At 42.0% G+C, this 22,908-nt stretch carries 19 protein-coding genes and 15 tRNA genes; 5 read left to right on the forward strand and 29 right to left on the reverse strand.

The genetic code is table 11. From position 1 onward, the window contains the following. Window positions 1-93 precede the first annotated feature (93 nt). Window positions 94-1,458, forward strand: a complete 1,365-nt coding sequence (locus QM738_RS03695; RefSeq protein ID WP_462275335.1) for a hypothetical protein — start codon at window positions 94-96, stop codon at window positions 1,456-1,458. Window positions 1,459-1,536: 78 nt separating this feature from the next. On the opposite strand, the gene QM738_RS03700 is transcribed toward QM738_RS03695, so the two are convergent. From QM738_RS03700 to QM738_RS03725, 6 genes are all read right to left on the reverse strand, one after another. Next, on the reverse strand, window positions 1,537-3,003 hold the full coding sequence (locus QM738_RS03700) for an RtcB family protein (RefSeq protein WP_462275336.1): 1,467 nt from the start codon (window positions 3,001-3,003) through the stop codon (window positions 1,537-1,539). A gap of 91 nt (window positions 3,004-3,094) precedes the next feature. Further along, window positions 3,095-3,622 carry a 3'-5' exonuclease gene (locus QM738_RS03705; RefSeq protein ID WP_462275337.1) on the reverse strand — a complete coding sequence of 176 codons (528 nt, stop codon included), beginning with the start codon at window positions 3,620-3,622 and terminating at the stop codon, window positions 3,095-3,097. Window positions 3,623-3,632: 10 nt separating this feature from the next. Continuing rightward, window positions 3,633-4,700 (reverse strand): nucleotidyltransferase domain-containing protein, encoded by a 1,068-nt coding sequence (locus QM738_RS03710; RefSeq protein ID WP_462275338.1) that lies wholly within the window; start codon window positions 4,698-4,700, stop codon window positions 3,633-3,635. Next, window positions 4,681-5,439 carry a nucleotidyltransferase domain-containing protein gene (locus tag QM738_RS03715; RefSeq protein WP_462275339.1) on the reverse strand — a complete coding sequence of 253 codons (759 nt, stop codon included), beginning with the start codon at window positions 5,437-5,439 and terminating at the stop codon, window positions 4,681-4,683. The genes QM738_RS03710 and QM738_RS03715 overlap by 20 nt, the downstream gene beginning before the upstream one ends. Further along, the gene (locus tag QM738_RS03720; RefSeq protein ID WP_462275340.1) at window positions 5,436-6,005 is read right to left on the reverse strand and encodes a DinB family protein; all 570 of its coding nucleotides are present in this window, start codon (window positions 6,003-6,005) and stop codon (window positions 5,436-5,438) included. The genes QM738_RS03715 and QM738_RS03720 overlap by 4 nt, the downstream gene beginning before the upstream one ends. A 1,177-nt stretch (window positions 6,006-7,182) precedes the next feature. After that, entirely contained in the window at window positions 7,183-8,703 is a 1,521-nt protein-coding gene (locus QM738_RS03725; RefSeq protein ID WP_462275341.1) for a TROVE domain-containing protein, read from the reverse strand. A 387-nt stretch (window positions 8,704-9,090) separates the two neighbouring features. Between QM738_RS03725 and QM738_RS03730 the strand changes: the two genes are divergently transcribed. Continuing rightward, window positions 9,091-10,101 (forward strand): helix-turn-helix transcriptional regulator, encoded by a 1,011-nt coding sequence (locus QM738_RS03730; protein ID WP_462275342.1) that lies wholly within the window; start codon window positions 9,091-9,093, stop codon window positions 10,099-10,101. A 55-nt stretch (window positions 10,102-10,156) separates the two neighbouring features. Here QM738_RS03730 and QM738_RS03735 read toward each other — a convergent pair whose 3' ends face one another. From QM738_RS03735 to QM738_RS03840, 22 genes are all read right to left on the reverse strand, one after another. Then, window positions 10,157-10,729, reverse strand: coding sequence for an AAA family ATPase (locus tag QM738_RS03735; protein ID WP_462275343.1), 573 nt, complete (start codon window positions 10,727-10,729; stop codon window positions 10,157-10,159). A 25-nt stretch (window positions 10,730-10,754) separates the two neighbouring features. Then, complete coding sequence (locus QM738_RS03740) at window positions 10,755-11,234, reverse strand: hypothetical protein (RefSeq protein ID WP_462275344.1); 480 nt, start codon at window positions 11,232-11,234, stop codon at window positions 10,755-10,757. Between the two features lie 18 nt (window positions 11,235-11,252). After that, the gene (locus QM738_RS03745; protein WP_462275345.1) at window positions 11,253-12,509 is read right to left on the reverse strand and encodes a PcfJ domain-containing protein; all 1,257 of its coding nucleotides are present in this window, start codon (window positions 12,507-12,509) and stop codon (window positions 11,253-11,255) included. 146 nt (window positions 12,510-12,655) lie between these two features. After that, window positions 12,656-13,144 carry a ribonuclease H-like YkuK family protein gene (locus tag QM738_RS03750; protein WP_462275346.1) on the reverse strand — a complete coding sequence of 163 codons (489 nt, stop codon included), beginning with the start codon at window positions 13,142-13,144 and terminating at the stop codon, window positions 12,656-12,658. 133 nt (window positions 13,145-13,277) lie between these two features. Beyond that, window positions 13,278-13,349, reverse strand: a tRNA-Phe gene (locus QM738_RS03755). 153 nt (window positions 13,350-13,502) lie between these two features. Continuing rightward, a tRNA-Ser gene (locus tag QM738_RS03760) sits at window positions 13,503-13,586 on the reverse strand. An 11-nt stretch (window positions 13,587-13,597) separates the two neighbouring features. After that, window positions 13,598-13,681 (reverse strand) — tRNA-Ser (locus QM738_RS03765). A 1-nt stretch (window position 13,682) separates the two neighbouring features. Continuing rightward, a tRNA-Tyr gene (locus QM738_RS03770) sits at window positions 13,683-13,770 on the reverse strand. 6 nt (window positions 13,771-13,776) lie between these two features. Then, window positions 13,777-13,848 (reverse strand) — tRNA-Asn (locus tag QM738_RS03775). 3 nt (window positions 13,849-13,851) lie between these two features. Beyond that, a tRNA-Lys gene (locus tag QM738_RS03780) sits at window positions 13,852-13,925 on the reverse strand. Between the two features lie 6 nt (window positions 13,926-13,931). Continuing rightward, window positions 13,932-14,003 (reverse strand) — tRNA-Val (locus QM738_RS03785). A gap of 17 nt (window positions 14,004-14,020) precedes the next feature. Beyond that, a tRNA-Met gene (locus QM738_RS03790) sits at window positions 14,021-14,095 on the reverse strand. Between the two features lie 2 nt (window positions 14,096-14,097). Beyond that, window positions 14,098-14,173: transfer RNA gene (locus QM738_RS03795), tRNA-Leu, on the reverse strand. An 8-nt stretch (window positions 14,174-14,181) separates the two neighbouring features. Beyond that, window positions 14,182-14,254 (reverse strand) — tRNA-Ile (locus QM738_RS03800). 6 nt (window positions 14,255-14,260) lie between these two features. After that, window positions 14,261-14,333, reverse strand: a tRNA-Arg gene (locus QM738_RS03805). Window positions 14,334-14,581: 248 nt separating this feature from the next. Further along, window positions 14,582-14,652, reverse strand: a tRNA-Gln gene (locus QM738_RS03810). A gap of 7 nt (window positions 14,653-14,659) precedes the next feature. Beyond that, window positions 14,660-14,731: transfer RNA gene (locus tag QM738_RS03815), tRNA-Asp, on the reverse strand. 52 nt (window positions 14,732-14,783) lie between these two features. After that, window positions 14,784-14,859 (reverse strand) — tRNA-Glu (locus QM738_RS03820). A gap of 41 nt (window positions 14,860-14,900) precedes the next feature. Next, window positions 14,901-14,973, reverse strand: a tRNA-Pro gene (locus QM738_RS03825). Between the two features lie 924 nt (window positions 14,974-15,897). Then, complete coding sequence (locus tag QM738_RS03830; protein ID WP_462276716.1) at window positions 15,898-16,338, reverse strand: hypothetical protein; 441 nt, start codon at window positions 16,336-16,338, stop codon at window positions 15,898-15,900. Then, entirely contained in the window at window positions 16,271-17,380 is a 1,110-nt protein-coding gene (locus QM738_RS03835; protein WP_462275347.1) for a PA0069 family radical SAM protein, read from the reverse strand. The genes QM738_RS03830 and QM738_RS03835 overlap by 68 nt, the downstream gene beginning before the upstream one ends. Window positions 17,381-17,735: 355 nt before the next feature. Continuing rightward, the gene (locus QM738_RS03840) at window positions 17,736-18,362 is read right to left on the reverse strand and encodes a 2'-5' RNA ligase family protein (RefSeq protein WP_462275348.1); all 627 of its coding nucleotides are present in this window, start codon (window positions 18,360-18,362) and stop codon (window positions 17,736-17,738) included. Window positions 18,363-18,452: 90 nt separating this feature from the next. On the opposite strand from QM738_RS03840, the gene QM738_RS03845 reads away from it, so the two are divergent. Continuing rightward, window positions 18,453-18,971 carry a LexA family protein gene (locus QM738_RS03845; protein ID WP_462275349.1) on the forward strand — a complete coding sequence of 173 codons (519 nt, stop codon included), beginning with the start codon at window positions 18,453-18,455 and terminating at the stop codon, window positions 18,969-18,971. 8 nt (window positions 18,972-18,979) lie between these two features. Beyond that, window positions 18,980-20,269: a Y-family DNA polymerase gene (locus tag QM738_RS03850; protein WP_462275350.1), complete on the forward strand. Its 1,290-nt coding sequence runs from the start codon at window positions 18,980-18,982 to the stop codon at window positions 20,267-20,269. A gap of 20 nt (window positions 20,270-20,289) precedes the next feature. Here QM738_RS03850 and QM738_RS03855 read toward each other — a convergent pair whose 3' ends face one another. Beyond that, window positions 20,290-21,210 (reverse strand): DUF72 domain-containing protein, encoded by a 921-nt coding sequence (locus QM738_RS03855; protein ID WP_462275351.1) that lies wholly within the window; start codon window positions 21,208-21,210, stop codon window positions 20,290-20,292. Between the two features lie 250 nt (window positions 21,211-21,460). On the opposite strand from QM738_RS03855, the gene gndA reads away from it, so the two are divergent. Then, a complete protein-coding gene (gene gndA, locus QM738_RS03860; protein WP_462275352.1) occupies window positions 21,461-22,867 on the forward strand; it encodes an NADP-dependent phosphogluconate dehydrogenase in 1,407 nt (468 codons plus the stop codon). The last annotated feature ends 41 nt before the right edge of the window (window positions 22,868-22,908 follow it).

Here is a 22,908-nt window from a genome sequence, read left to right on the forward strand (position 1 = left end):
TAATCTTTCCATTTTTATTAACAACCTGGTATACCGCTTTAACAGAACATTCAAACTTGCCCTGTTATTTTCGAACAAACAAAACTACTCCGTATGAAACAAACCTTACTCATCATTTTCTTATTTGCTTTTTTAGTCCCTGCATTCAGCCAGCAGGATTCCCTTTTGAAAACTTTTAAATTCAGGAACAGTAATTACCGTGCCGTTAATTTCAGCGCCGGGGGAAGCAGTTCGTATGACAGAACAGAATTCGGGGCAGGCCCCCGAAAAACTGCCTATGGTAGTGGCGGAGCTTCTGTAAATTATTTTACTGCTAAAAGTACCGACAGGATTCTCTATTCTGCATCGGCAGGAGTAGGAGGTAATTTCAGTTCCGGTACTTCTAAAGATGCAGGTGGTAAAGACAAAAGCAATGCTTATTCTTTTTCGCCGCAGGTGGATATACTGAATAAATGGTTCCATAAAAAATTCTTTACCGAACTGGGTGCTACGGGCTATGGCGAAGCTTATGGCAGCAAGTATACAACAGCCGCCAACACCGTGCAAAAAAACAGCCAGCACCAGTACCAGTTATTACTGCACACCGGCATTGGTATCGGCAGGCTTGAAAATGTGACCGATATGCAGAACGCTTTGTGGTTAGCCAAATCATTACAGCAGGAAAAAAGTTTATCCCGATCTCTTTCAGCAGAAGAACTGAACGGGTTGGGCCGCAGTATTACCATGGCGAATAATACCCGTGTGCTGGACGGCCGGAGGAGAACCCGGTTTATTTTGCAAACGGTGGATGATTACCTGCAGCAAAAGGGATTGGTAAGTAAAACCGATATCAATTATTTCAGCAATCTTAATGATATCCTGTTCTTTGCTTATAATATTCCACGTTTGTCGGGCACAGAAAAATTCATCCGTTTTACGCCCGGCATTTATGATTATAAAAGCGAAGGCACCCAGAACAATAATGCAGACAAACACCAGGTACTATCCACTGTAGGATCACTATTGTTTTCGGTAGGCCTGAATAAATATATACCTACCAGCCTGGTGCATCAAAATAATTACGGCGTTGCTTTATACGCAAATTATAACGGCATCGATTACACGGACCGGTATTATACAGGAGGTGTTATTAGTATGCAATCCAAATCATCGCCGGATCTAAAACAGGCCGGTGTGGATCTATTTTATGAGCATGCTATTTATCCCAACACTAGAACCACTATCAACTTCAACCTGCAAACAAAAGCAGGTTACCAGGATGCCAATGATCAAACCAACTGGTTTGGGGAGGCATACGCTGCTGCTACCTGGAATTATTTTATCAGTTACCGCACCCGCTTCCAGGCAACTGCCGGCGGCATGTACAGGAAAAATATTTACCAGGTGATCAACTACCTGGAATTATTACCCAATAATTTTTCGCTGTATGCCAATTGTGGCATTACAGTAAGTATATAATTTCCCTGGAAACTAAAGCAAACAAAAATGGCCATGATAAGCTCCTCAACTTATCATGGCCATTACATTTAAATCCCATTACTCACCTATTATCTCATCCCTGCGCTTCCTGAATTTTTTAGGATCACTTCCATCCATCTGCACAATGGCCGGGTAGAATTTTCCCAATACATCCACCAATGTGTTCTGGCAGGCCATCACTTCATTGATATCCTTATAGGCAAATGGCGCTTCATCCAAACCTCCGCCAATTAATTTTACACCATGTTCTTTCAATTCCTTTTTTAGTGCATCATGTGTAATATTGGCCAGTGCTTTGCTGCGGCTCATTTTTCTTCCGGCGCCATGGCTGGCAGAATTTAATGCTGCCGCTTCGCCTTTACCTTTTACAATAAAGCCCGGCGCAGTCATAGAACCCGGTATGATTCCCAATACATTTTTACCTGCCGGTGTAGCACCTTTTCTATGAACGATCACTTCTTTGCCCTCTATCCCTTCGACTCCGCTCAGGACTTCTTTCCATGCAAAGTTGTGGTGGTTTTCCACCCTCGCCAATGGTTTTTCTCCAATGGCTTTTGCAATTTTATCATGTATGGTATGATGACAGGCGCTTGCATAATCTCCTGCAAGATTCATGGCTAACCAGTATTCCATTCCTGCTTCCGTATCCAGGCTCATCCACGCTAAGTGCTTCGCTTCTTTCGGCAATACAGTTTGCTGCATCGCAATTTGTGTATAATGATTGGCGATGTTGGCACCCAGGCCACGGCTTCCGCTATGGCTTAATAAGCCAACATAATTTCCCACTGCCAAACCCATCGGGTTGTTGGCGTCTGTTATCTCTACTTTTCCAAACTCCACAAAGTGGTTCCCGCTTCCGGATGAACCCAATTGCTTTAAGGCTTTGATCTGCAGATTTTTTAAGAAGGCGATATCAGTAAATTCATTTCTGTTAATTACTGGATGATCCCTGCTTCCATCAAATTCCCTCCCTGCGCCAAACAAAGTATTCGCTACTAATTCTCTTTGAAAATATGCTTCCTTCTTTTTCAGTTCATCTGGGTTGATGGCAAAAATGCTCAGGCACATACGGCACCCGATATCCACGCCTACCGCATAAGGTATGATGGCATTATCTGTTGCCAGCACACCACCGATCGGCAATCCATAACCCTGGTGTGCATCGGGCATCAAAGCTCCGGCAACAGCTACGGGTAATTTAGCAGCGGTCTGCATTTGCGTTAAAGCGCCCTCTTCAATATGTGCAGCGCCAAATACATTGTATGCCACGCCTTTTTCGTTCAAAGGAATTTCAATGGCAGTTTCTTCTTCCACCGCAATTAATTTTTCTGCGATCTTACCCAGCACTTCATCGGCCAGGTAAGTTTCAGGCGCTGCTAAAATATCTTTTAAAATATTCAGGGCTTCTTCTTCAGTGGAATGTTTAAAGTGGGTGCACATGGTATGCATGGCCACGCTTACTACCGGTCCTTCTTCGTAACCGATAGCACGGATCTGTTTCCCGGTTAATTTTAATTTACTCATTTTTTATAAGCCCGCAGATCTCGCTGAGGGCGCTGATTTTTTTTTGCCACAAAGACACCAAGACTCCAAGGCTTTATATCTTTGTAGTTTATTAATGTGTTGGAATTTTTAAACCCATTGCTTTCATGGCCAGTAATGCTTCGGCATTGCCTAATGCATCGTTCACCGGGTTATGATCGTGTTTGGTCTTGCGGAATAATTTTTTCCATTCATTATTCAATCCTGCATCCATCTTCATACCGCAATAGAGGTCGCCGATGCGCCTTGCAGAAAACCCAAATGGATTTTTGCCCAAATACGTATGAAAATACCAGTTGATCCATTGCCAGTCAAATGCCGGGTTATCACTGATAAAGATGGGCCGGTTTGTTGAATTAGCCGACAACCATTTTGCAAAATCTTCCATTACATTTTTAGGATCTTCAAAGTTTTCATGCTCGGCTCTCGATATCCCGCTTACGGCCAATGCTTCCGGTATCCATTGCGTAGATATGGGCTTTGTTTTGCCGTAAAAGGTTTTGCTTAATGTTGGTTCCAGCACCACGGCGCCAAAGCATACCATCGAATATTGATGTGGTATGGGCCCGTCTGATTCAACATCTACTATAATATAACTCATTGTTTTGTTTTTAAGATTTTAAATAATATGCCGCTCTCATTTTCACCAGCAACTTATTGATACTTTCCACATCCGGTTCATCTTTTAAACCAGATCGCTGGTATAGCGATGGCAATGTTGCTTTTAATTCTTCTGCTTTCTGTACCAGATCATCGTACTCAAATTTACCGGCCTTTATATCCAGTAAAAAATCACGGTCTTTTCTGAATACATTTATTTTTCCTTCTGTTGCTATTTCCTTTGCCACGAGCAGCAAACGAAAGACATGCATCATATTTTTAGCATCGTACTTTTTACCATGCTGCATCGTTGTTTTGTAACGTTCTTCATTCCGCCTTGCCACCCAATCCCAATATTCCTTGTACTGTTTGCAGTAAACCGAGTAACCATCCTTATTAAAATACAACATGCCGATCGGTATTTCTCCCTTGGGTATACTGCTTAAACTCACCTCGTTGGCATTTTCTTTTTTAGCCACTCCGGCATATGGATGCCTTTCAGAATAATACAGGTCATAGCAATCTTTTAAATGTGGTATTGCTGTTAAACCCATTTTAGTTTGATCCAGGTTTTTCTGTGCCAGGTATTGCTGCAAAGGCACTGCATCTTTTACTTCGTGTACAAAACAAAAATCCAGTACCGATCTTCGTTTTTCCTCCACCGGCTGCACAATTTTCTTTTCCAAACCGTAAGCCTTTTTTATTTGAGTAAAAGCATAATTGGCAAAACTCTGCTCGCAAAGTTTAGACAGGAACATTTCCGGCTGCAGCATTTCCATTACAGGATGTTTTTGCAGTATGCAATTTGCCGGCACATTCAGCATCTCTAAAATATTCGGATTGTTCTTTGCCAGCAGTTCCACAAAACGCTTCAGTTCGTAATACACGATATCATTGGTTTCGTTGTTTACCTGTTCGGTATATTCCAATCCATAGAACATATCTTTGGGTAATACAAACACCCCCTTGATATCCGTATCAGATGTCGGTGTATCCAGTCCATAAGACCTGCTGCCGGTTATTACTTCAAAAACCAGCAGCCCGCTATTCTTTATCCACTCAATGGTCAGCTTTTGCATACAACATTTTTAAAAAGAAGGCATTTAATGATGCCATGTCTGCGTTACTGGCTGGCAGATCATTTTTCTCCGTTTCTATATATTCCACCAGGCCCATTATCCATTCGTGCAACCTGTCATCTTTTTTATGCAGGTAACTTTCGCCAACTGTTGCTTTTAAGGCGATCAGATCCCTTAGCCTGTTCTTATACGCTTCATCTATATAGTGCATCAAGCCTTCTATATGCATCGGCACTACGGTCTTATCTTTTATGATCCAGTTACAGGAAAGCAGTGACCTTACCAGGTAAAAATAACTTTTCAGTTTAAATTCATCTTTGTCCTTCAGTTCTTCCCAAAACTTTTTTGCCAGCGAATAATGATGAAAGAAAACCGCTATCGGTGAATAATATTCACTTACCAGTTCTTTGAATGCTTCTTTAAAACCCGGTACTGCAAAATATGTTATCGGCGAGTTGAATCTTTCTATCAGTGGCGCATTTGATTTTTTCAGCAAGACCAGGGATTTTTTCAGATCCCAGCCCGTTATATCCAGGTCGCCATCCATTATCTCCACCGTATCTTTTCTTATCCCTAATGACAAATACCAATCCCGCTCATGCATGTACATAAAGCGTATATCATAATCACTGTCCGGCGAAGGAAAACCCCATGCCCTGCTGCCTGTTTCGCAGGCGTAGAGTATTTTGATATTTTTCTTCCGTTCTATTTCGGTTAGTATGTTTTTTATATTGGTCATTTCAATTCAGTTTTTTCAAATTCTTTCCTGATCTTTTCCATTTGTGTTAAATGCCTCTTTGCATGCTGCACAAGAAAAAAAATATAATGGTACACATCGATCTTTCCAAGCCCGTTCACCGACATTGTCGTTTTGTACAGAACACCTTCCCCATTCTTCAGCTGCTCCAGGTAACCCATACATTCCGCTACCTGCTGGTGCAATTTATCTTTTATACTTGTTAGATCAACAATGCCTGTTGGTTCCATATGTTCAGGCCGGTTCCAATAAAATAATTGGTGTTTGCCAATATCATTTAGTTTGTCCCAATCCAGGTTATAATCCACAAGCAATGCTGTATGATCTTCCTTTTTTGCTCTTTCAATGGCTTTGATCGTTGCTTTCTTTATTAAAATCAACAGGAAGTGATTTGTTAAAGAAATATGTTCCAGTACCTTCCTGATATTCCAGCCGCCATTTGCCGGATCGTAGACTACCATGTTTTCATTTACATTGAACCATGCATCCACGTCATAAAATACAGTTTTAATTTCTGCCTGTATCTTATTTATTATTGTTTCGATCATTGTAATGCTGTTTTTAACTAATTTTTTAATACCCCAACATCTGTTTTTAAAAAACACAGGGTAACAATTCAAATAGCGTACAAGCTGTTCTAACCGCTGAACTATCTCGTGTAGCACGAGAGTGGGATTTGAACCCACGACCTGCCGAGTGACAATCGAAGTAACGCTACTTTACGACACCTGGATATTTTTAACAGGGTAACAATTCAAAGAGAGTCTTGCTTATTTGTTCTGCCACTTAAACTATCCCTTCAACAAGTTGAAGGGAGCCGGACTTGAACCGGCACCGAATAATTCGAACGAAGTATCTCTCTTCTACGACACCTGTAATATTGTATAAAGATCAGTGGTAACAATCACGTAGTGCTGTTTTTTTTCCTTGAACGAAGTAACACTATGCTACGACACACTGAATAAGTTTTTTAAAAAAGGGCGATCTCCGGCCGCGTTATTTTCTCTGTACGGGAATCGAACCCATATCATGCTACGCATGGTTCTACTCATTAAACTAACAGAGCCACGAAGTAACGCCTTGCCTACGGCACCTTTCCTTAATGAGCAACAGGCAAACAAGGCACAGGGCAGGAGTTGAACCTGCTGCTTTCCCGCCATGGGCGGGATATTCTAGCCAATTGAATTACGAAGTAACCCTGCTTTACGGCATCATTAAATCATTAATGAAAGAGTAATTTGCGATCAGTGCTTTGCTCTACCAATGAGCTATCCCGCCTAAGGCGGGAATAAGAATCGAACTTATAACCGAAGTATCACTGCTCTACGACATCTTTCAAAAAATTTCAGGAGTAACAAACGAATGGGTATGGCCGCTGTCAAGCTGAGGATTTGCACCTCTTCCTCCCGATGTTATCGTGAAGACCCTTGGCCCTTTAATGGAGACGAAGTAACCCACTTCTAACGACATCCTTACTTTCTTAAATACGATCACTGCCTGCGGCAGTTGTTTTGGAACACGGATCTTTATGATGCTTATGATTTACACAGAGGGATCATCATCTATCATCACCATCATAAAGATCAGCTTTCCGGGTAAGCACTGCAAGTGCTTCCTTTGCTCAATCTCTCTTTCAAAAAAATCAAAGAACTTTTTTTAAAAGTATCCCGGATACCCGGGATACTTATTTGTTTATTACACCCAACCTCTCCTTGAGGACTGGGGTTAAAGGGCAATGCTGTTTATTATTTTCACTGCATTGCTTCCCTCTTCAATTGCTTTCAACACGTTGAAGATCTTATCGCTCCATCCTGCTATCAAATACACATCATCACGCTGTACATTCAATGGAACGCTACCATGACCGGCCAAATCGAACAGGTACAGTTTTGCACCGGGAGCGATCTTTTTATACTGCTTCCATAATGCTGCAATGGTCTCACCACTGTTGTTGCTGTTCCACAACTGGCAGTCGGTGAACATCATCACTTTATCAACTACCTTGTTACGCTTTAACAGGTCTTTTATTACCAGGTAACCATTGGTGCTATATCCCACTTCACCTTCGCGGCTGTAGAATTCCTGTACATTGGCCAGTATGTTCTTTTTTGCCACACTGATCATTTTCCAGGTATCACCAAACATACCGGTCACTGCATTTTCGCAACGGTTCTGCAACAGCATGGCCAGCATTAAACCGATATCAAAGTTCAGCACCTTACTTTTTGGGCTGATAGCGGTCTGCATGCTTCCGCTCACGTCAGCAGCAATCACCACTTTGGTATCTTCATCATAACCGGCTATGTTGGCAGCGCTCTGCAATACTGCAGCTTCCAGCGCATCCAGCACTTTACCTACACGACCGTTGTTCAGCGCCTTCAATTCGCGGTAAGCAGCCAAGAAACGGAAAGGCAACTGTTTGCTGTTGGCAACTGCTTTTTCATCAGCGATGTACGCACATACTTTATTCAATGCTTCTTTGCTTACTTCTGCTTCCAGTATGTTACGCAGGTTACGCATAGTGGCCATATAACCCATCTTGTTGCTTAAGATCAGTTCTTCCCATTTTGCTTTTATAGCTGCTTTCTTCAATTCGGCAGTATCAAATTTCTGCTGACCCACTGCACTCAATTCTACTTCCCAGGTGTATGGGGTCTGCAATTCATCTTTTACTATTTTATTGAACAATGCCTGCTGTACTTCATCTTTTGCTTTTGGGTGTACCAGGAACAAAGCATCTTTCAGCTTTACCTGTGCATCCCTGTTGTATTTGGCGAACTGGTATTCATCAAATTTGTTGAAGGCTGCTGCCAAACCTTTCTGCAACTGCTTGCTCAGTTTATTCAACTGCTTTACCTCTTTACGTTCGTTGGCCAAAGCGTAGTACGCCAGCAATTCTGCAATTTCATCTGCACGCTGTACCACACGATTGGTCAATTTACTTACCATAGCATCACCGCGGTGCTGTTTGGCCAATTCTACCGCCAGTACCAATGGAATGCTGCGCAGGTACATCTGTTCACGTGCATACACGGCCAGGCGTGCAACAAAAGCAGCATCATTCTTTGCGATCAACTCACGGATACGGGCCAGTTTATCACCTGCTTTTTCATAAAACTGGTCGCTCAATGCAGCAGTGGCCACAGCAGTGTACAATTCCAGCTGCGGAGTTAATACAAATGCTTTTTCTCCTTCGTAATTCACGGTCTGCTTTGCTTTACTTTTTAATTTTAAATTGAACATCATTGTAAACCTCCTTTTGTTTTGTTGATACAAACTTCCAACCCAACTGTGCAATCTATTTGCACAGTAAAAATTATTTTTATTTTTTTGTCGCTCTTATGAGATTCGAACTCATACTTTGCTTTCGCAACAGGCCGGCTGTAAATACGCTTCCCTACTGGTTGTAAAATTTTCGGTGCACTGTAAATTGTGTCCATTCAAACGAAAAGTCTGAACGGCATTTTCCGGCCACTCCGCGGCTAAGCTAATTTTACCGCAGCACTTCCTTTTATGCTAAAGAGCGTTTGTAAAGAACTGGTCATTTGCTTTGACAATACAAACCTCTTTCGCAACTGTGCAATCTATTTGCACAGTAAAAAATATTTTCTGTATTTTTAAAAAAATATTGTTATGCCCGTTAACCGTAATGCCCTGATCCGTTACCGCACCATTGATAAATGCCTGCAGAACCGCCGCCGCAAATGGACCATTGAAGACCTTATGGATGCCTGCAATGAAGCCCTGTACGAATATGAAGGCATGGATAGTAACATCAGCATGCGTACCATCCGCCTGGACCTGAATGCCATGCGCAGCGATTCGCTGGGTTACAATGCCCCCATCGTCGTGATCAGCAAAAAATATTACACGTACGAGGATGCGGATTATTCTATTGCCAACATCCCCCTGACCACGCAGGACCTGGGCATACTGCAGGAAGTGTCGGACCTATTGCGCCAGTTCAAAGGTTTCAGTCACTTTAACGAAGTGAGCGAAATGGTGAACAGGCTGGAAGACAAGATCCACAGCGAACAATACCGGCAGGCGCCCGTTATTGATTTTGAAAAGAACGAATTACTCACCGGTATTCAATGGCTGGATATTTTGTACAAAGCCATCGTAAACAAAACCACCTTGTTACTCTCTTATCAATCTTTTAAGGCTAGGGCTGCAAACGATGTTGTTTTTTATCCTTACCTGCTGAAAGAATACCGGAACCGCTGGTTCATACTCGGTATGAAAAAGCAAGGCAAAGAGATCATCACTTTTGCACTGGACCGGATACAGAACATTAATTTACTGGACAAAGAACTTTTTATACAGCATAAGCATTTTGATCCGCATACTTATTTCGATAACATTATCGGTGTTACCCGCAACTATGCGGAAAGCCCCACCACTGTTGTATTCTGGGCCAGCCAGTATCATGCTCCCTATATCAAGACCAAGCCCTTACATCCTTCCCAAAAAATTGTGGAAGAAGTAAAGGGTGGCACTCATTTCAGCATCGAAGTGATCCCCAATTTTGAAATGGAACGGGAGCTGATCGGTTTTGGCGAAGGCATTAAAGTATTATCACCTAACAATATTGTGCGGCAGATAAAAAGGAAAGTGCGTTTGATGCACGAACTGTATGAATAGTTGTGTTATGAAACATTAAGAAGTTAAGGATAGTTAAGACTTAATTTCTTAATGGTTAATTCATCAGCACTTCCTGCCTTCTGAAACCGAATATTTCTGTTCTTTCAACCACTGTTTCTTTTTCATCGGGGTTAGCGATCTCTGCAATGGTCATGGGCCTGGTGATCTCATTGGTAAAACCTAAATGGTTTGACAAGCGTTGCGATTTTTCAATCCCCAATTTTCCAAATTCATATTTCGCTATCAATCTTCCCTTACGCATTAATGCACTATCTACCAAGGTGAGTGAATTATTGAATGTGCAGATCAATTGAACATTTAAAAAATCTGCCAGCAACCCGTCCGAAATATTCAGCAGGTTGGATACGGATGCATTGCTGCTGATCTTCCTGTCCATGATCACATTTTCCGCATCTTCAATGATCAAAACACAATTAGGATTATTCACCAGTAACTGGATAAAATCCGGGTTCATAATATCTACCGCAAGGCTTGGTGATACAAACAATATCTTTTTTTTGATCTTACCAATAAGGTAACGCAGGTAGGTTGTTTTACCGGTACCTGGTAACCCATGCAGTAATACAATGCCTTTATCTTTATCCTTACTTAATCTTTTACAGATCACACTATCCACTTCTTTAAAATCATCCTCATAAAAAAGAATCCAGGTCGAGTTTAGTACGTTTCACTTCCAGCCGTTTAAGCCCAAGCCCGGTCTGTCCTTTGCAGATAAGGTTTATTTCCAATGGCTTCCTGCGCTGCCTTTCTTTAAATGCTTTCATCAGCGCCGTGCATTCATTTATAAAATCATCCTGGTTGCCATCATGAAAGATTTCGCAATAGCCGGTATCAAATTCCAGTATGCAATTATTCTGCATGATAATATAGGTTTCGTTGAAATCATAACTTTTCAACTGCCTATCATAATACCTGTACTTGTGAACTGATCTTATCAAATGGCTGAATTTTTCTTTTACTGCATTGAATGCTTTTTCGCCATCGATGTAACCAATATAATTAGCACTGGGTATACTATTAAAGCAATACAGGTACAGTGATTTGCTGTATAAAAACCCACCATCAAAAATGCTGTTCGCATCCATTATTTTCTGCTGGTCAATATTGTCCATTTTTTTGTTTTTAATTTTTTACAAATAAGCATTCAAAGACAGTCCTTCATTCATTGCCCACAGATCCATATATTTTTTTGCTTCGTCGCTGATAGGCCTGTTCATTTTTGCTTTTGCCTGTACAATTTTTTGTAATTGAAGATTCACTTCTATGGTAGCCATAATATCCAGTAATACACCCCCGGAATATTTACGCAGCGAAAAAATAGCCGACCTCCCTTTTGCACAATAAAAAGTATAAGAGCCCACGCAGTGTTTCATTGCCTTGCCTTCCTCACTTAACTTTCTTGATTCCGTCAATTCTTCCAGTACGATCACTTCCGTTCTTTTTTCTACCCGGTATCCCTGTATGCCACTTGGCCTCCATACCTGGTTACTACCACTCTTTGGAAAGCGGCTGTGCCATACATCGCTCTGGCGAAAGAGTGACGATAATGTTCTTCCTTTTAAACTATAGCCGGTGTTTATTCTTCTTTCTTCTCTTACATAGTCAATCAGCTCCGTCAGTTTATTTAGGTCAAACATTCCGCCATTTACTACCAGCAGTATAAAGCCTTCCCAGAACACTTCATCACTGTATGGTTTTATTGCGATCCAGGAATAAGCGATCCTTTCCGCCAGCCTGTCTTCTCCGCCTAAACCTTTTACCTGGGCCCATCGCAGCGATTCTGCAATAGAGAACTTTGTGGGTGCATTGATAAAATAGTGTCCCATTTTTTGCGTAAAGGGAATAGGAATGTTTTTCATTTCCTTTACTTTTCCTCCTTCGCCCAAATGGATCAGCCATTGTATATACTGCATGTTCTTTGTTTCATACAAACCCTGGTATAAAAAACCCGGTATTTTATATTTACAAAAAAGATAGGTCGCCAATTCTTTTACCTGTGCCGCTGGCTGCTTCGCTTCCGGTTTCCATTTAAACAGGTCCTTTTTCCAATATGCACGAAACTGAACAATATTGTACAGGGCCTGTATAAAACTTTCGTCGCTTACCAATTCACTCTTTGCATCCAGCTGTATCAATACTTCTTTAAATACTTTTTTATCAGCTGTCTTTGTCTTTCCTGCAAAACCGGAAAAGCATTCATTTATCTTCCAGATCCTCCTGTCTGCAAATGAAAAACTCAGGTCTTTTCCCTGGTATAATTGCTCAATGATCTCTTCAAATTTTTTAAACCTTTTTCTTGAGAATTGCAATGCCTGTGCGATCACAGCTTCCTGTGCCGCAGTTTGAAGCAATTGTTTTTCCCTTTCGGTTTTATGTTTCTTTGCCATGATAATTTATTTTACTGCCTGCAGAAAACAATTTTCTGCATTTGATCAGGTTCCTTTTCATCCAATTATTATCACGGTTATTTATTTTTTTCATTGTTATTTTTTTAATTCGTTATAAATTTTTTCTTTAGTTTTTTATGCGCACACTAATGCACAATTTTATTGGCACAGCTGGAGCTGGCAAAAGCATCCGGTTTGGCTTTGAATACAAACCCCATTCCCATGATATAACCCATCGCTTCTTTTAAAGCATCATTGCTTTTAAAGTTGGGATTGGTGTTGATATCCACGTGCACTTCCATATCCACACTGTAGCGGCTGAAAATATTGCACAACGGGTAAGCCACTTCAATACTTTTGGCTACTTCCGCCAGCATCCTTTCCTTGATGCTCATTTTTTGCGTGGTGGTTTCGTTGTGTATATACATAAAACCGCCCTTGCCTTTCCGTAAAAAAACAATTACGGTGGCAAACTCTGTTTCTTTACCCTTTACCTGGCTATCGGTACCAATGCACACTTTCAGCTCATGCCCCATGGCCCTTTCGTTCGCAATTACTTTTTCTATTTCATCTTTTAAAGGAATGCGGATCTTTTCGCCGCTCAATTTCCTCCACTGCTGTTGGTCTGTTTCCATTGTTTAATTTTTATTACACTAATTAAAAGTCATGAATTGCACGAATTATTATTTTCGACATTCTTCATCTTTTGCATCAGTACAAGGAATCGCTCCGCCATTGGCGGAAAACTCATACTGATAATTTTTATTGTGGACAAAGCAGGACTCGAACCTGCACTACCGGCGCTTCAGACCAGCACTCTACCTATTGAGTTATTCGTCCATTTGTTTGCTACAGATTTTTTGATTGATCCATATTTCCTCATTATCGAATTCACCTGTGTCAAACAATTTTTTGAGTCCTGCAGAAGACTCGAACTTCTTTCTTTCGATTTGCAGTCGAATGCATACGCCATGTCTGCCAGCAGGACACTTGCGGAGAGTAAAGGACTCGAACCTTTACACCGAATTAACGATGACGGCTTAGCGGGCCGTTACAATACCATTCTGACAACTCTCCAAAACATTCAGCGGAGAGAGAGGGATTCGAACCCCCGGACCTGTAACGGTCAACTGTTTTCAAGACAGCATCCTTGACCAAACCGGACTCTCTCCATGGTGTGAGTGGATGGATTCGAACCATCTAAGTCTTTTGAACAACGGTGTTACAGACCGCTACGAATCGCCGTCTTCGTCGCACTCACTTTTTGAGGATGAAAAAAGATTCGAACTTTTAACCCTCCCGTTAACAACGGGACGCTCTGCCGTTGAGCTATTCATCCGTGTAGTTCCGGAAGGACTCGAACCTTCAACCCCCGAATTAAAAGTTCGGTGCATCTAACCATTGAGCTACGAAACTATTTTGTTGCGGCTGCCGGATTCGAACCAGCAACTTCTGCTATGTAAAAGCAGATTTCTCCCGTTGAATTAAACCGCAGTTGAATCAAATCATCCTGGTTGCGCCTACAAGATTCGAACTTGTATGTGAAGCTTATGAGACTTCTGAGTTGACCATTACTCTAAGGCGCAATTGGTAAACCTGAACAGATTCGAACTGTTACTAGATAGTTTTTAAAACCATTGCCTCTGCCGTTGGGCTACAGGTTCATTTATCGTTGGCCTGAACAGGATCGAACTGTTACTCTTTTGCGTATAAGGCAATTACTTTCACCATTAAGCTACAGGCCATCTTTGTTGGTTTAACAAGATTCGAACTTGTATCTCCGCGTTCGTAGCACAGCATTCTTATCCATTGAACTATAAACCAGTTTGAGCGGTTTCCGGATTTGAACCGGATACTACCATCCTATGTTTACCTCTTAGAAAAAGAGGAAGATGGCCATGTTTCCGTTACACTAAACCGCTTGGGTTGACTTCAGGGCTCGAACCTTGTTCTTCCCGCTCACAACGGGATGCTTTACCAGATAAGCTAAAGCCAACATTTTTATGTGCGGTATTCTTAAGCTGAATAGAAGACCTGCAGGCCACCACCAACGCTTATACTGCTTTTGTTTGTTACCGGAGCTGGACTCGAACCAACATCTACAGAGTCAGATTCTGATATGCTGCCATTGCACCATCCGGCAATTTTTGCGGTTCGTACGGGAATCGAACCCGTTACAACAGATCGACAATCTGTGATGTTAGCCGTTACACCAACGAACCATTGTAGCGGAGCACTTATTGATATAGTGCTGCACACTACTGTTTCAAGGGTTGGCAGTCTGTATGAGATTCGAACTCACATCACTAAGTAGAAAGCTTAGTATCCTTAACCCTTAGACGAACAGACCTTTTTACACATGGTCAGACGAGGGCGTCAGACCATGTGTTGTATAGTAGGCAGGATTCGAACCTGCAGCCTCTCCGGTCCAGGCGGAGTATCCAGCCAATTGGAATGCTACTATATTTTAAAAGTTTCCCCGCTGCATCTCACGGGGAAAACTTTTGCTCCTCCTTCTGCAACTAATATTTTATACCGCCTTATTTTCCTTTTCATTGATCCTGGTCAACCAGTCATCCACTGTTGTGATCACTATTTTGATGAACCAGACCACTATTAAAAATTTCATTGTTCCGCCTGTTTTTAAGTTTTATGATCGTTTACTTTCTTTTTCAGCAAGTTTTATGATCAATTTTATCAGAAAAATCACGATGTGTAATATTGCTCCTGCGCTCATAATGCCCTCCTCTTTTAGCCGGGCTGTTAAACAAAAAGCCCGGTCGTTTTAGTACGACCGGGCTCCTGCACAACAAGTTATTCATTAACTCGTTCGCTGTACACACAGTCGTGTTATGTTTTTATTGTTACTATCTTCACTAAACGGCACACTATTACCTTTAGGCATACCCGAAGTATTGCCTTTCGTGAATAATCGACATCCAGCTATTCGTATGATACTTTCCTGTTGATAATGCATCAGCATGATTTACTTAAAAATATTTTTGCTTCGCACAACCCGGTATTGCCGGCAGTTGTTTAAAACGTTGTATGTTTTAAATACCACCCAACAAAAAACCCCGCTGATCCAGGCGGGGCTTGAGTTATAGCGAATTAGTTTTTGTACTATTCAACAGCATAACATGCCCCGCAATTGGAATCATAGCCTTTCGGACTAAACCAATTTGTCGCTTCCATATGTAATTGTATGCGTGACATGTTTGTTGTTTATTAATTTTGTTTTGCACTGCAAAGATGAATTTATTTTTTTGAAAGTGCCAAATTTTTGTGAAGAAATTTTAAAAAATATTTTTCAGAAGAAAAATTACAAAACGATCAATGTGTTGAAAGAGCAATAAGCTCCAGGTTTTTAAAAGCTGGTTTTACAGCGTCAATACGGCATCTCCAACGCATCTGTTATCACCACATTCTTAAAGCTCTCCGCCAAAAAACTCATATCCGTTTCCGTCCATTTAGGATCGGTGGCAAAGGCTACACTTTTGCGAGCAAAATCCTTTTCCCATTCCTGGCTGATGATGATACTGCGTACTGCAAGATGCCCCAGCAAAAAATCTTTCAGGTCATTTGAAAAATAAGGGATGGCGGTGATAAAATCGATCAGCTCTTCTTCTGTTACATCCGTTATTTCTTTCGCAAAATAACTGTCAGCTGTTTTCCTGCGGTAATGAATGGTGATCTTGATACAATCGTTGATCACGTACAAGAGATACTCTTTGGTAATGCCTTTCATAAAATGTTTTGATTTAAAATAATTTTCCTTGTCCACCCGGTACTCTAAACTGGCTTCTGTCCAGGCTCCATTCTTCTGCATTCATGTTATACAGTTTGCCGTATTTTTTATAGGTCTGCGCCACCATTTGCGCAATATTGCCTTCACCCCGCATGCGTACACCCCAGCGGGTATCGTTCACTTTACCATCATGACTTTGTTCTATCAAATGCCAAACCTTGTCGGCATGATTCGGAAAGTTTTTGTACAACCAGTCGTGAAATAAAAATTTAATGGCGCCATTCAACCGGATAAAAGTGTACGCAGTAAATGTGGCGCCGTTATCAGCCGCCGCTTTCATGATGCGCTGCATCTCATGCTCATTCAGTCCCGGTATCATCGGCCCCATCATGATGCCCATGCGTACACCGGCGCTGCTGAGTTCATTGATCACTTTTAATTTTTGTTTAGCAGTAACGGTTCTTGGTTCCATCATTCTGCGCAGGTCTTCATTAAAAGAAGTGATGGACACCATGGCCGATACAATATTCTTCTTCGCCATTTCCTGCAGCACGTCTTTATCTTTCAGTATCCATGCATTTTTAGTGAGTATGCCCACCGGTTGATTGAACTCGTTACAAACTTCGAGTAGCCCTCTCGTTAAGCGGTATTTTTGTTCGGCAGGTTGATAGCAATCTGTATTACCACTAAGCATGATGGGCGTGGCATCCCATTTAGGATGCATCAAAAATTTACGGAGCAGTTGCGGTGCATTTTTTTTAACAATGATCTTCTGTTCAAAATCCAGCCCGGCACTGTAACCCCAGTATTCATGCACATTTCGGGCATAGCAGTAAATGCAGCCGTGTTCGCAGCCGGCATAGGGGTTCATGCTGTAACTCATACCTACATCTTTACTTTCTACATTGTTCACAATGGTCTTGCTCATTTGCTCAATGTACTGTGTGGGTACATTGGTTATTTCCCAATCGTCAATGCCTTCTATATGCTCCTGTGTTTTTTCATCTTTTAAAAAACGGTTTTTGGTATTGAACTGGGCACCGCGGCCGGCAAGGTATTGCACGGATTCATCCTGCGGTTTGGCGGATACTTTATGATGATCCTGCGGTAATTTATTTTCCATAATATTTTTAGTTTTTATTTATCACTACTCTCTTAAGAATGTTTTCTTTGCTTCTCAAAAATTGCAGTGATTTACTTTTATTGATCATTTTTGTTTATCGTTACCCTCCGATGATTTTCTTTTTTGCTTCTCCAAAAAAGAAACAAAAAAAGAGCCCCGAAATGGATTACATCCCCATTTCGGGTTAGTTCCCTGATGTAGCTTTTGTACTACTGTAGCTTCAGCATTGGTAATTCTATTCTTTAATTCAAAAGGTTCAATTAAGATCAAGGGTCAAGAAAAAAACGGGCTAAAAACAACTAACTTATTTAATGCTTTTAAAAATTCTTAATAACGTAACATTCTAAGTTCCCCTTTAGGGGACAGGGGTAAACAGATCTCCTTGTACCGTATTCACCGGTAAATTCTGAAATTCAAAACGGCGGAGTATCTCGTATTTCAATTCGCCGATGGGGCGTTTTAATAACAACATACCATCTGCAATAAAGCGGCCGGTAAAATGGCGGTGACTGTATTCGAGCCATCCCTTTTCATATTGCCAGGGCTGCAGCCTGCGTGCAATGGTTAAATGCGGTTCTAAAATAAAATGCGGTTTATGATCATCATTCAGTTTCATCAGCCGCTGTGTTTCCGTTCGTATTTGTTTTACCAGGCTTTGTATGGGTACTTTGCTGGTAATATTGATATAGATGGTATGCGATGGAAAACTCCCGTAATCCTTCAGCTCTACTTTTAACGGGTGATAACCCATAGCGATCGTCTTTAAATGATTGATGATCCGCTCTTCCATCAGTTCGTACTGCACATAATTTACCAGCGTTACATGCGGCTTACCCCATTTAGCGGTCTCTGCCTGGTATTTTTGATAAAACTCATTCTTTACAGCTAATATCTTGTTTTTCAGCTCTTCGTGTGGCGATAATACCAGCAGGTACTCGTATATGCGGTAGCCCGGTACCATGGGTCCTGTTAATGTTTTCATGGTTGAAAAATATTTTGTGTTACTAAATTTGTTAGCTAATAATTTTAGTATAAATTTACTAAATAATTTAGTTAACCAAAAAATAATTTTATGGAAGAAGAATATTTTTTTGGCAGCGGTTACAGGGGCTCTAAACAATTTACCCAGCAGGAAGTGCCCATGGCCAACGCCACCGGTTTTGGCGCTGCCGCAGATGATTATATGGAACGGGGCATTGACCTGAACGAACAACTGATCATGAACAAACCGGCCACGTTTTTCCTGCGCATGAACGGCGATGCCATGTGCGGCACGGGCATTCAGCGGGGCGATGTGCTGATCGTGGACCGTTCGTTAAAAGCCGCCAACGGCAAAATAATTGTGGCCGTGGTGGATGGCGAAATGCTGGTGCGCCGCTACTCCGAAACCATGAACCGGGTATGGCTGCATGCCGAGAACGACAAATTCAAACCCATAGAGATCGGCGAATTCATGACCTACCAGTGCTGGGGCGTGGTTACCTGTGTCATTCATATTATGGATGGTAACCTGCAGGCTTTTTTAAACAATGGCGGCCGTGCAAAAGAGAACAGCTACAGCAGCCATATCTCCAAACGTGCTTACAAATAATTATTACCATGAAAGCCATTGTAGATTGTAACAGTTTTTACTGCAGTTGCGAAAGACTTTTTCAGCCGCAGCTGGATGATAAACCGGTAGTGGTATTGAGTAATAATGATGGCTGCATCATATCCCGCAGTGATGAAGCCAAAAAACTGGGCGTACAAATGGCGGGGCCTTATTTTATAGCCAAACCATTGATAGAAAAGCATGGTGTGGCCACCTTCTCTTCTAATTACAATTTGTATGGCGACCTGAGCTGGCGGGTGATGGAAACCCTGCGCACCATGATCGGGAAAGATAACGTGGAAGTGTACTCGGTGGATGAAGCTTTTTTAAACCTGGATGCTTATGCTGCCGTACCCGAACGCCTGCAGCAGGTGGCAATGGACATTCGTACCACGGTGGAACAATGGACCGGCATCAAGGTTTCTGTAGGCGTGGCGCCTACAAAAGTTTTATCTAAAGTGGCCAATCATTTAGCTAAAAAAAATAAGATCGCTACCGACTGCGTGGTGGTACTGGATACAGCAGAAAAAATAGCCAAAGCATTGCAGGATACACCGGTAGGCGAAGTATGGGGCGTGGGCCGGCAATACGCAGAAAAATTGCGGGAGATGAATGCTGTGTTCACGGCTTACGACCTTACCCGGAAAACAGAAGAGTGGGCGCAAAAAAATTTAGGTGGCGTGGTGGGCGTTCGTTTAATAAAAGAATTAAAAGGCGAGCCGGTGAATGAAATGGAAAAAGAACTGATCAACAAAAAAATGATCGCCACCACCCGTATGTTTGGCAGCCCGGTTAAAAATATCAGCGATATCAAGGAAGCCATTGCTACTTACACTTCCCGTGCGGCAGAAAAACTGCGCCGCCAGCAGGGCGCCGCCCGAACCATCAGTGTGTTTGTGGTGCCTAAAGAACAAAGTCATAATACTTATTTCAGGCATGGGCCCACTATCAGCAGTTATATTACTTTGCCCGTGGCCACTTCGGCCACCAACGAACTGATAAAACCTGCAGTGCAACTGGTGGATCAATTATACGAAAAAGGAAAACTGTATAAAAAAGCGGGCGTAATGCTCAGCGGCATTGTGCCCGACAGTACCATACAGGGCAATTTATTTTTGCCCGGTACTAAAAATGCCAACCGTATGCTGATGAGCATGGTGGACAATGTAAATTTTTCCATGCGGGATGATGTATTGAAATTTGCCGCTTCCGGCACTAAACGCGACTGGAAGATGCGGATGGAAATGCGCAGCCCCCGTTATACCACACGGTGGGCGGAATTGTATGAGATCACTTGATATACCGGCAAATTTGCACCTTAATCAAACAATCCTTTTTGCTTGCCTTCTTCTTTAATAAATGTTGGTTTGATAAGATCCAGCCCCATTGCTGCATTCATCTTATCAACTAAATAAACAGTAAGTTCCGGCGATGTGGCTTCATCATGCATGTGCATGAAAAAATACAGTTCTTCCAAACCCTTGTCCATCCAGTATTTCATGCGTTCCACCCAGGCATCACAGCGGGTAAAGTCCGAAGCGTGCAGGCTGTTACCAACGTAACGGATAAACGCTTTTGGAATGGTAAGGTGCATGTGTGCGCAGTCCCTTCTTCCGGCAGTATCAGTGATCACAGCGCCCATGTTCATTTCTTTGAGTGTTGTAAACATCTCTTCGCGGATATCGTCTTTTTTAAACCAGTCGGGATGCCGCACTTCTAAAAAAAACTGCAGATCGGTGGGCAACGTTTTTAAATACGCAAACAGTTCATCCTTTCGCTTAGGTGAAAAGGTATCGCTTACCTGCACAAATATGGGACCCAGGTATTCTTCAAAAGCAACAATGCCGCGGAAGAATTCATTGCTGATGAATTGTTTGCCGTTAAGGCTGCCGCGGTGTGTAACGCCCTGGTACATTTTTGGGCAGAATTTAAAATCCCTTCCTGCAGCATTGGCTGTCCATTTTTTTATTCCGCCTTCTCCATATACTTTATAGTGTGTGGCATTCAGCTCAATGCTGTTATAATGCTGTACATAATGCTTTAAAAAATCCTTTTCCTTTGTTTTGGGCGGATATATCTTTCCCACCCATTCCGTTCTGCCCCATTTGGCGCAGCCAAGATATACTTTGGCATTTTTAAACTTTTTGCCCTTTAAAACTGTTTTATTGAATGCAGGTTCTTTGGGCAGCGAAAAATCAATGCCGTCCAGTTCCTGTTCCGTTACCCTTCCGAATTCCATAAAAAATCTTTTTGTAAATCTACACAATGCGGGCCACGGATTACACAGATTTACACGGATTATTTTGTATGTGTACTGGTAACAGTAAATATTTTGCCGAAAACAAAACATAGATTTATCCGTGTTAATTCGTGTAATCCGTAGCTACCCCAATTCACGCAGTGAATTAAAAAGATCTTCAAAAGTCTCTTAACATTAAACTAACTTCATACCAATTATATTAATTTTAATATTGAATAAAATATTTACGATGCAGAAAGCACAATTTGGAATGATAGGTTTGGGTACGATGGGCCGCAACCTGGTATTGAATATGGCGGATCATGGTATTGCCATCAGTGGTTACGACCGTAGTACCGACCAGCAAAAACGTCTTTTGGAAGAAGGAAAAGGTAAACCGGTGCAGGCGGCCGCAACTATGCAGGCTTTTGTAGAAAGCCTGGAAACACCCCGCCGCATTATGATGCTGGTACCAGCAGGAAAGATCGTGGATGCAGTGATAGACGAGATAAAACCTTTTTTACAGGCAGGTGATATTTTAATTGACGGCGGTAATTCGCATTTTACTGATACAGATGCGAGAATTGCACGCCTGCAGGATACCGGCATCCATTTTACCGGCATGGGCGTAAGCGGCGGCGAAGACGGTGCCCGCCTGGGCCCCAGTATGATGCCGGGCGGTAATAAAAATGGCTATGCCGAACTGAAAAATATTTTGGAAAAGATAGCTGCACAAACAGAAGACGGCCCCTGCGTAACATTTGTAGGCAATGGCAGCGCCGGCCATTATACCAAAATGGTACATAACGGTATTGAATACGCGATAATGCAGTTGATCAGTGAAATATATGGCATATTAAGGAATGTGGGCGGCTGCAGCAATGATGAACTGCATGCGATCTTCAGCAACTGGAACCAGGGCGCCTTGCAATCTTTTTTGGTGGAGATCACCGCAAAAGTATTCTTGCAGCCCGATGATGTGGATGCGTCTAAAAGGCTCGTGGATGTGATATTGGACAGAGCGGCACAAAAAGGCACCGGTATGTGGACCAGCGAAAGCGCCCTGGAACTGCATATACCCACCCCCGCCATTGATGAGGCTGTTGCAGCAAGGGATCTTTCTGCTTATAAAAAAGAAAGAGAGCTCATCGATGCCTTTACTGCAGCCCCTGCTGTAAAAAATACAGTGGATAAAGAACAATTGATCGCTGCTTTACATGATGCGCTTTATTTTGGCATGGCCATCAGTTATATACAGGGTTTGCATTTATTGCAGGCCGCCTCGGAAACTTATAAATACGAGATCAATATTGCAGAAGTGGTACGCATCTGGAAGGGTGGTTGCATCATCCGTTCTGTAATGCTGAACGATATCCGCAAGGCTTATGTAAATGATGCCGCATTAAAGAACTTATTATTAGATAAAACCTTTTACAATTTACTGGTACAAAAAAGAGCTGGGCTGGTGACCGTTTTAAAAACAGCGATGGATAATAACCTCGGCACACCGGTATTAAGCAGCAGCCTGAATTATTTTGATATGTTCAGCACCGGAAGATCCTCTTCTAACCTGATACAGGCGCAACGGGATTTCTTTGGCGCACATACTTATGAAAGAATTGATAAGGAAGGTAATTTTCATACTAACTGGGAGTAATTAATAACACGAATTAGGATGAATTACACTAATTGTTTTTA

The organism is Ferruginibacter sp. (assembly GCF_049840995.1).
Taxonomy (GTDB): domain Bacteria; phylum Bacteroidota; class Bacteroidia; order Chitinophagales; family Chitinophagaceae; genus Ferruginibacter.

Coding starts and splice junctions, on each gene's coding strand:
- QM738_RS03695 (WP_462275335.1), top strand. CDS start 94: ATGAAACAAACCTTACTCATCATTTTCTTATTTGCTTTTTTAGTCCCT.
- QM738_RS03700 (WP_462275336.1), bottom strand. CDS start 3,003: ATGAGTAAATTAAAATTAACCGGGAAACAGATCCGTGCTATCGGTTAC.
- QM738_RS03705 (WP_462275337.1), bottom strand. CDS start 3,622: ATGAGTTATATTATAGTAGATGTTGAATCAGACGGGCCCATACCACAT.
- QM738_RS03710 (WP_462275338.1), bottom strand. CDS start 4,700: ATGCAAAAGCTGACCATTGAGTGGATAAAGAATAGCGGGCTGCTGGTT.
- QM738_RS03715 (WP_462275339.1), bottom strand. CDS start 5,439: ATGACCAATATAAAAAACATACTAACCGAAATAGAACGGAAGAAAAAT.
- QM738_RS03720 (WP_462275340.1), bottom strand. CDS start 6,005: ATGATCGAAACAATAATAAATAAGATACAGGCAGAAATTAAAACTGTA.
- QM738_RS03725 (WP_462275341.1), bottom strand. CDS start 8,703: ATGATGTTCAATTTAAAATTAAAAAGTAAAGCAAAGCAGACCGTGAAT.
- QM738_RS03730 (WP_462275342.1), top strand. CDS start 9,091: ATGCCCGTTAACCGTAATGCCCTGATCCGTTACCGCACCATTGATAAA.
- QM738_RS03740 (WP_462275344.1), bottom strand. CDS start 11,234: ATGGACAATATTGACCAGCAGAAAATAATGGATGCGAACAGCATTTTT.
- QM738_RS03745 (WP_462275345.1), bottom strand. CDS start 12,509: ATGGCAAAGAAACATAAAACCGAAAGGGAAAAACAATTGCTTCAAACT.
- QM738_RS03750 (WP_462275346.1), bottom strand. CDS start 13,144: ATGGAAACAGACCAACAGCAGTGGAGGAAATTGAGCGGCGAAAAGATC.
- QM738_RS03830 (WP_462276716.1), bottom strand. CDS start 16,338: ATGCAGAAGAATGGAGCCTGGACAGAAGCCAGTTTAGAGTACCGGGTG.
- QM738_RS03835 (WP_462275347.1), bottom strand. CDS start 17,380: ATGGAAAATAAATTACCGCAGGATCATCATAAAGTATCCGCCAAACCG.
- QM738_RS03840 (WP_462275348.1), bottom strand. CDS start 18,362: ATGAAAACATTAACAGGACCCATGGTACCGGGCTACCGCATATACGAG.
- QM738_RS03845 (WP_462275349.1), top strand. CDS start 18,453: ATGGAAGAAGAATATTTTTTTGGCAGCGGTTACAGGGGCTCTAAACAA.
- QM738_RS03850 (WP_462275350.1), top strand. CDS start 18,980: ATGAAAGCCATTGTAGATTGTAACAGTTTTTACTGCAGTTGCGAAAGA.
- QM738_RS03855 (WP_462275351.1), bottom strand. CDS start 21,210: ATGGAATTCGGAAGGGTAACGGAACAGGAACTGGACGGCATTGATTTT.
- gndA (WP_462275352.1), top strand. CDS start 21,461: ATGCAGAAAGCACAATTTGGAATGATAGGTTTGGGTACGATGGGCCGC.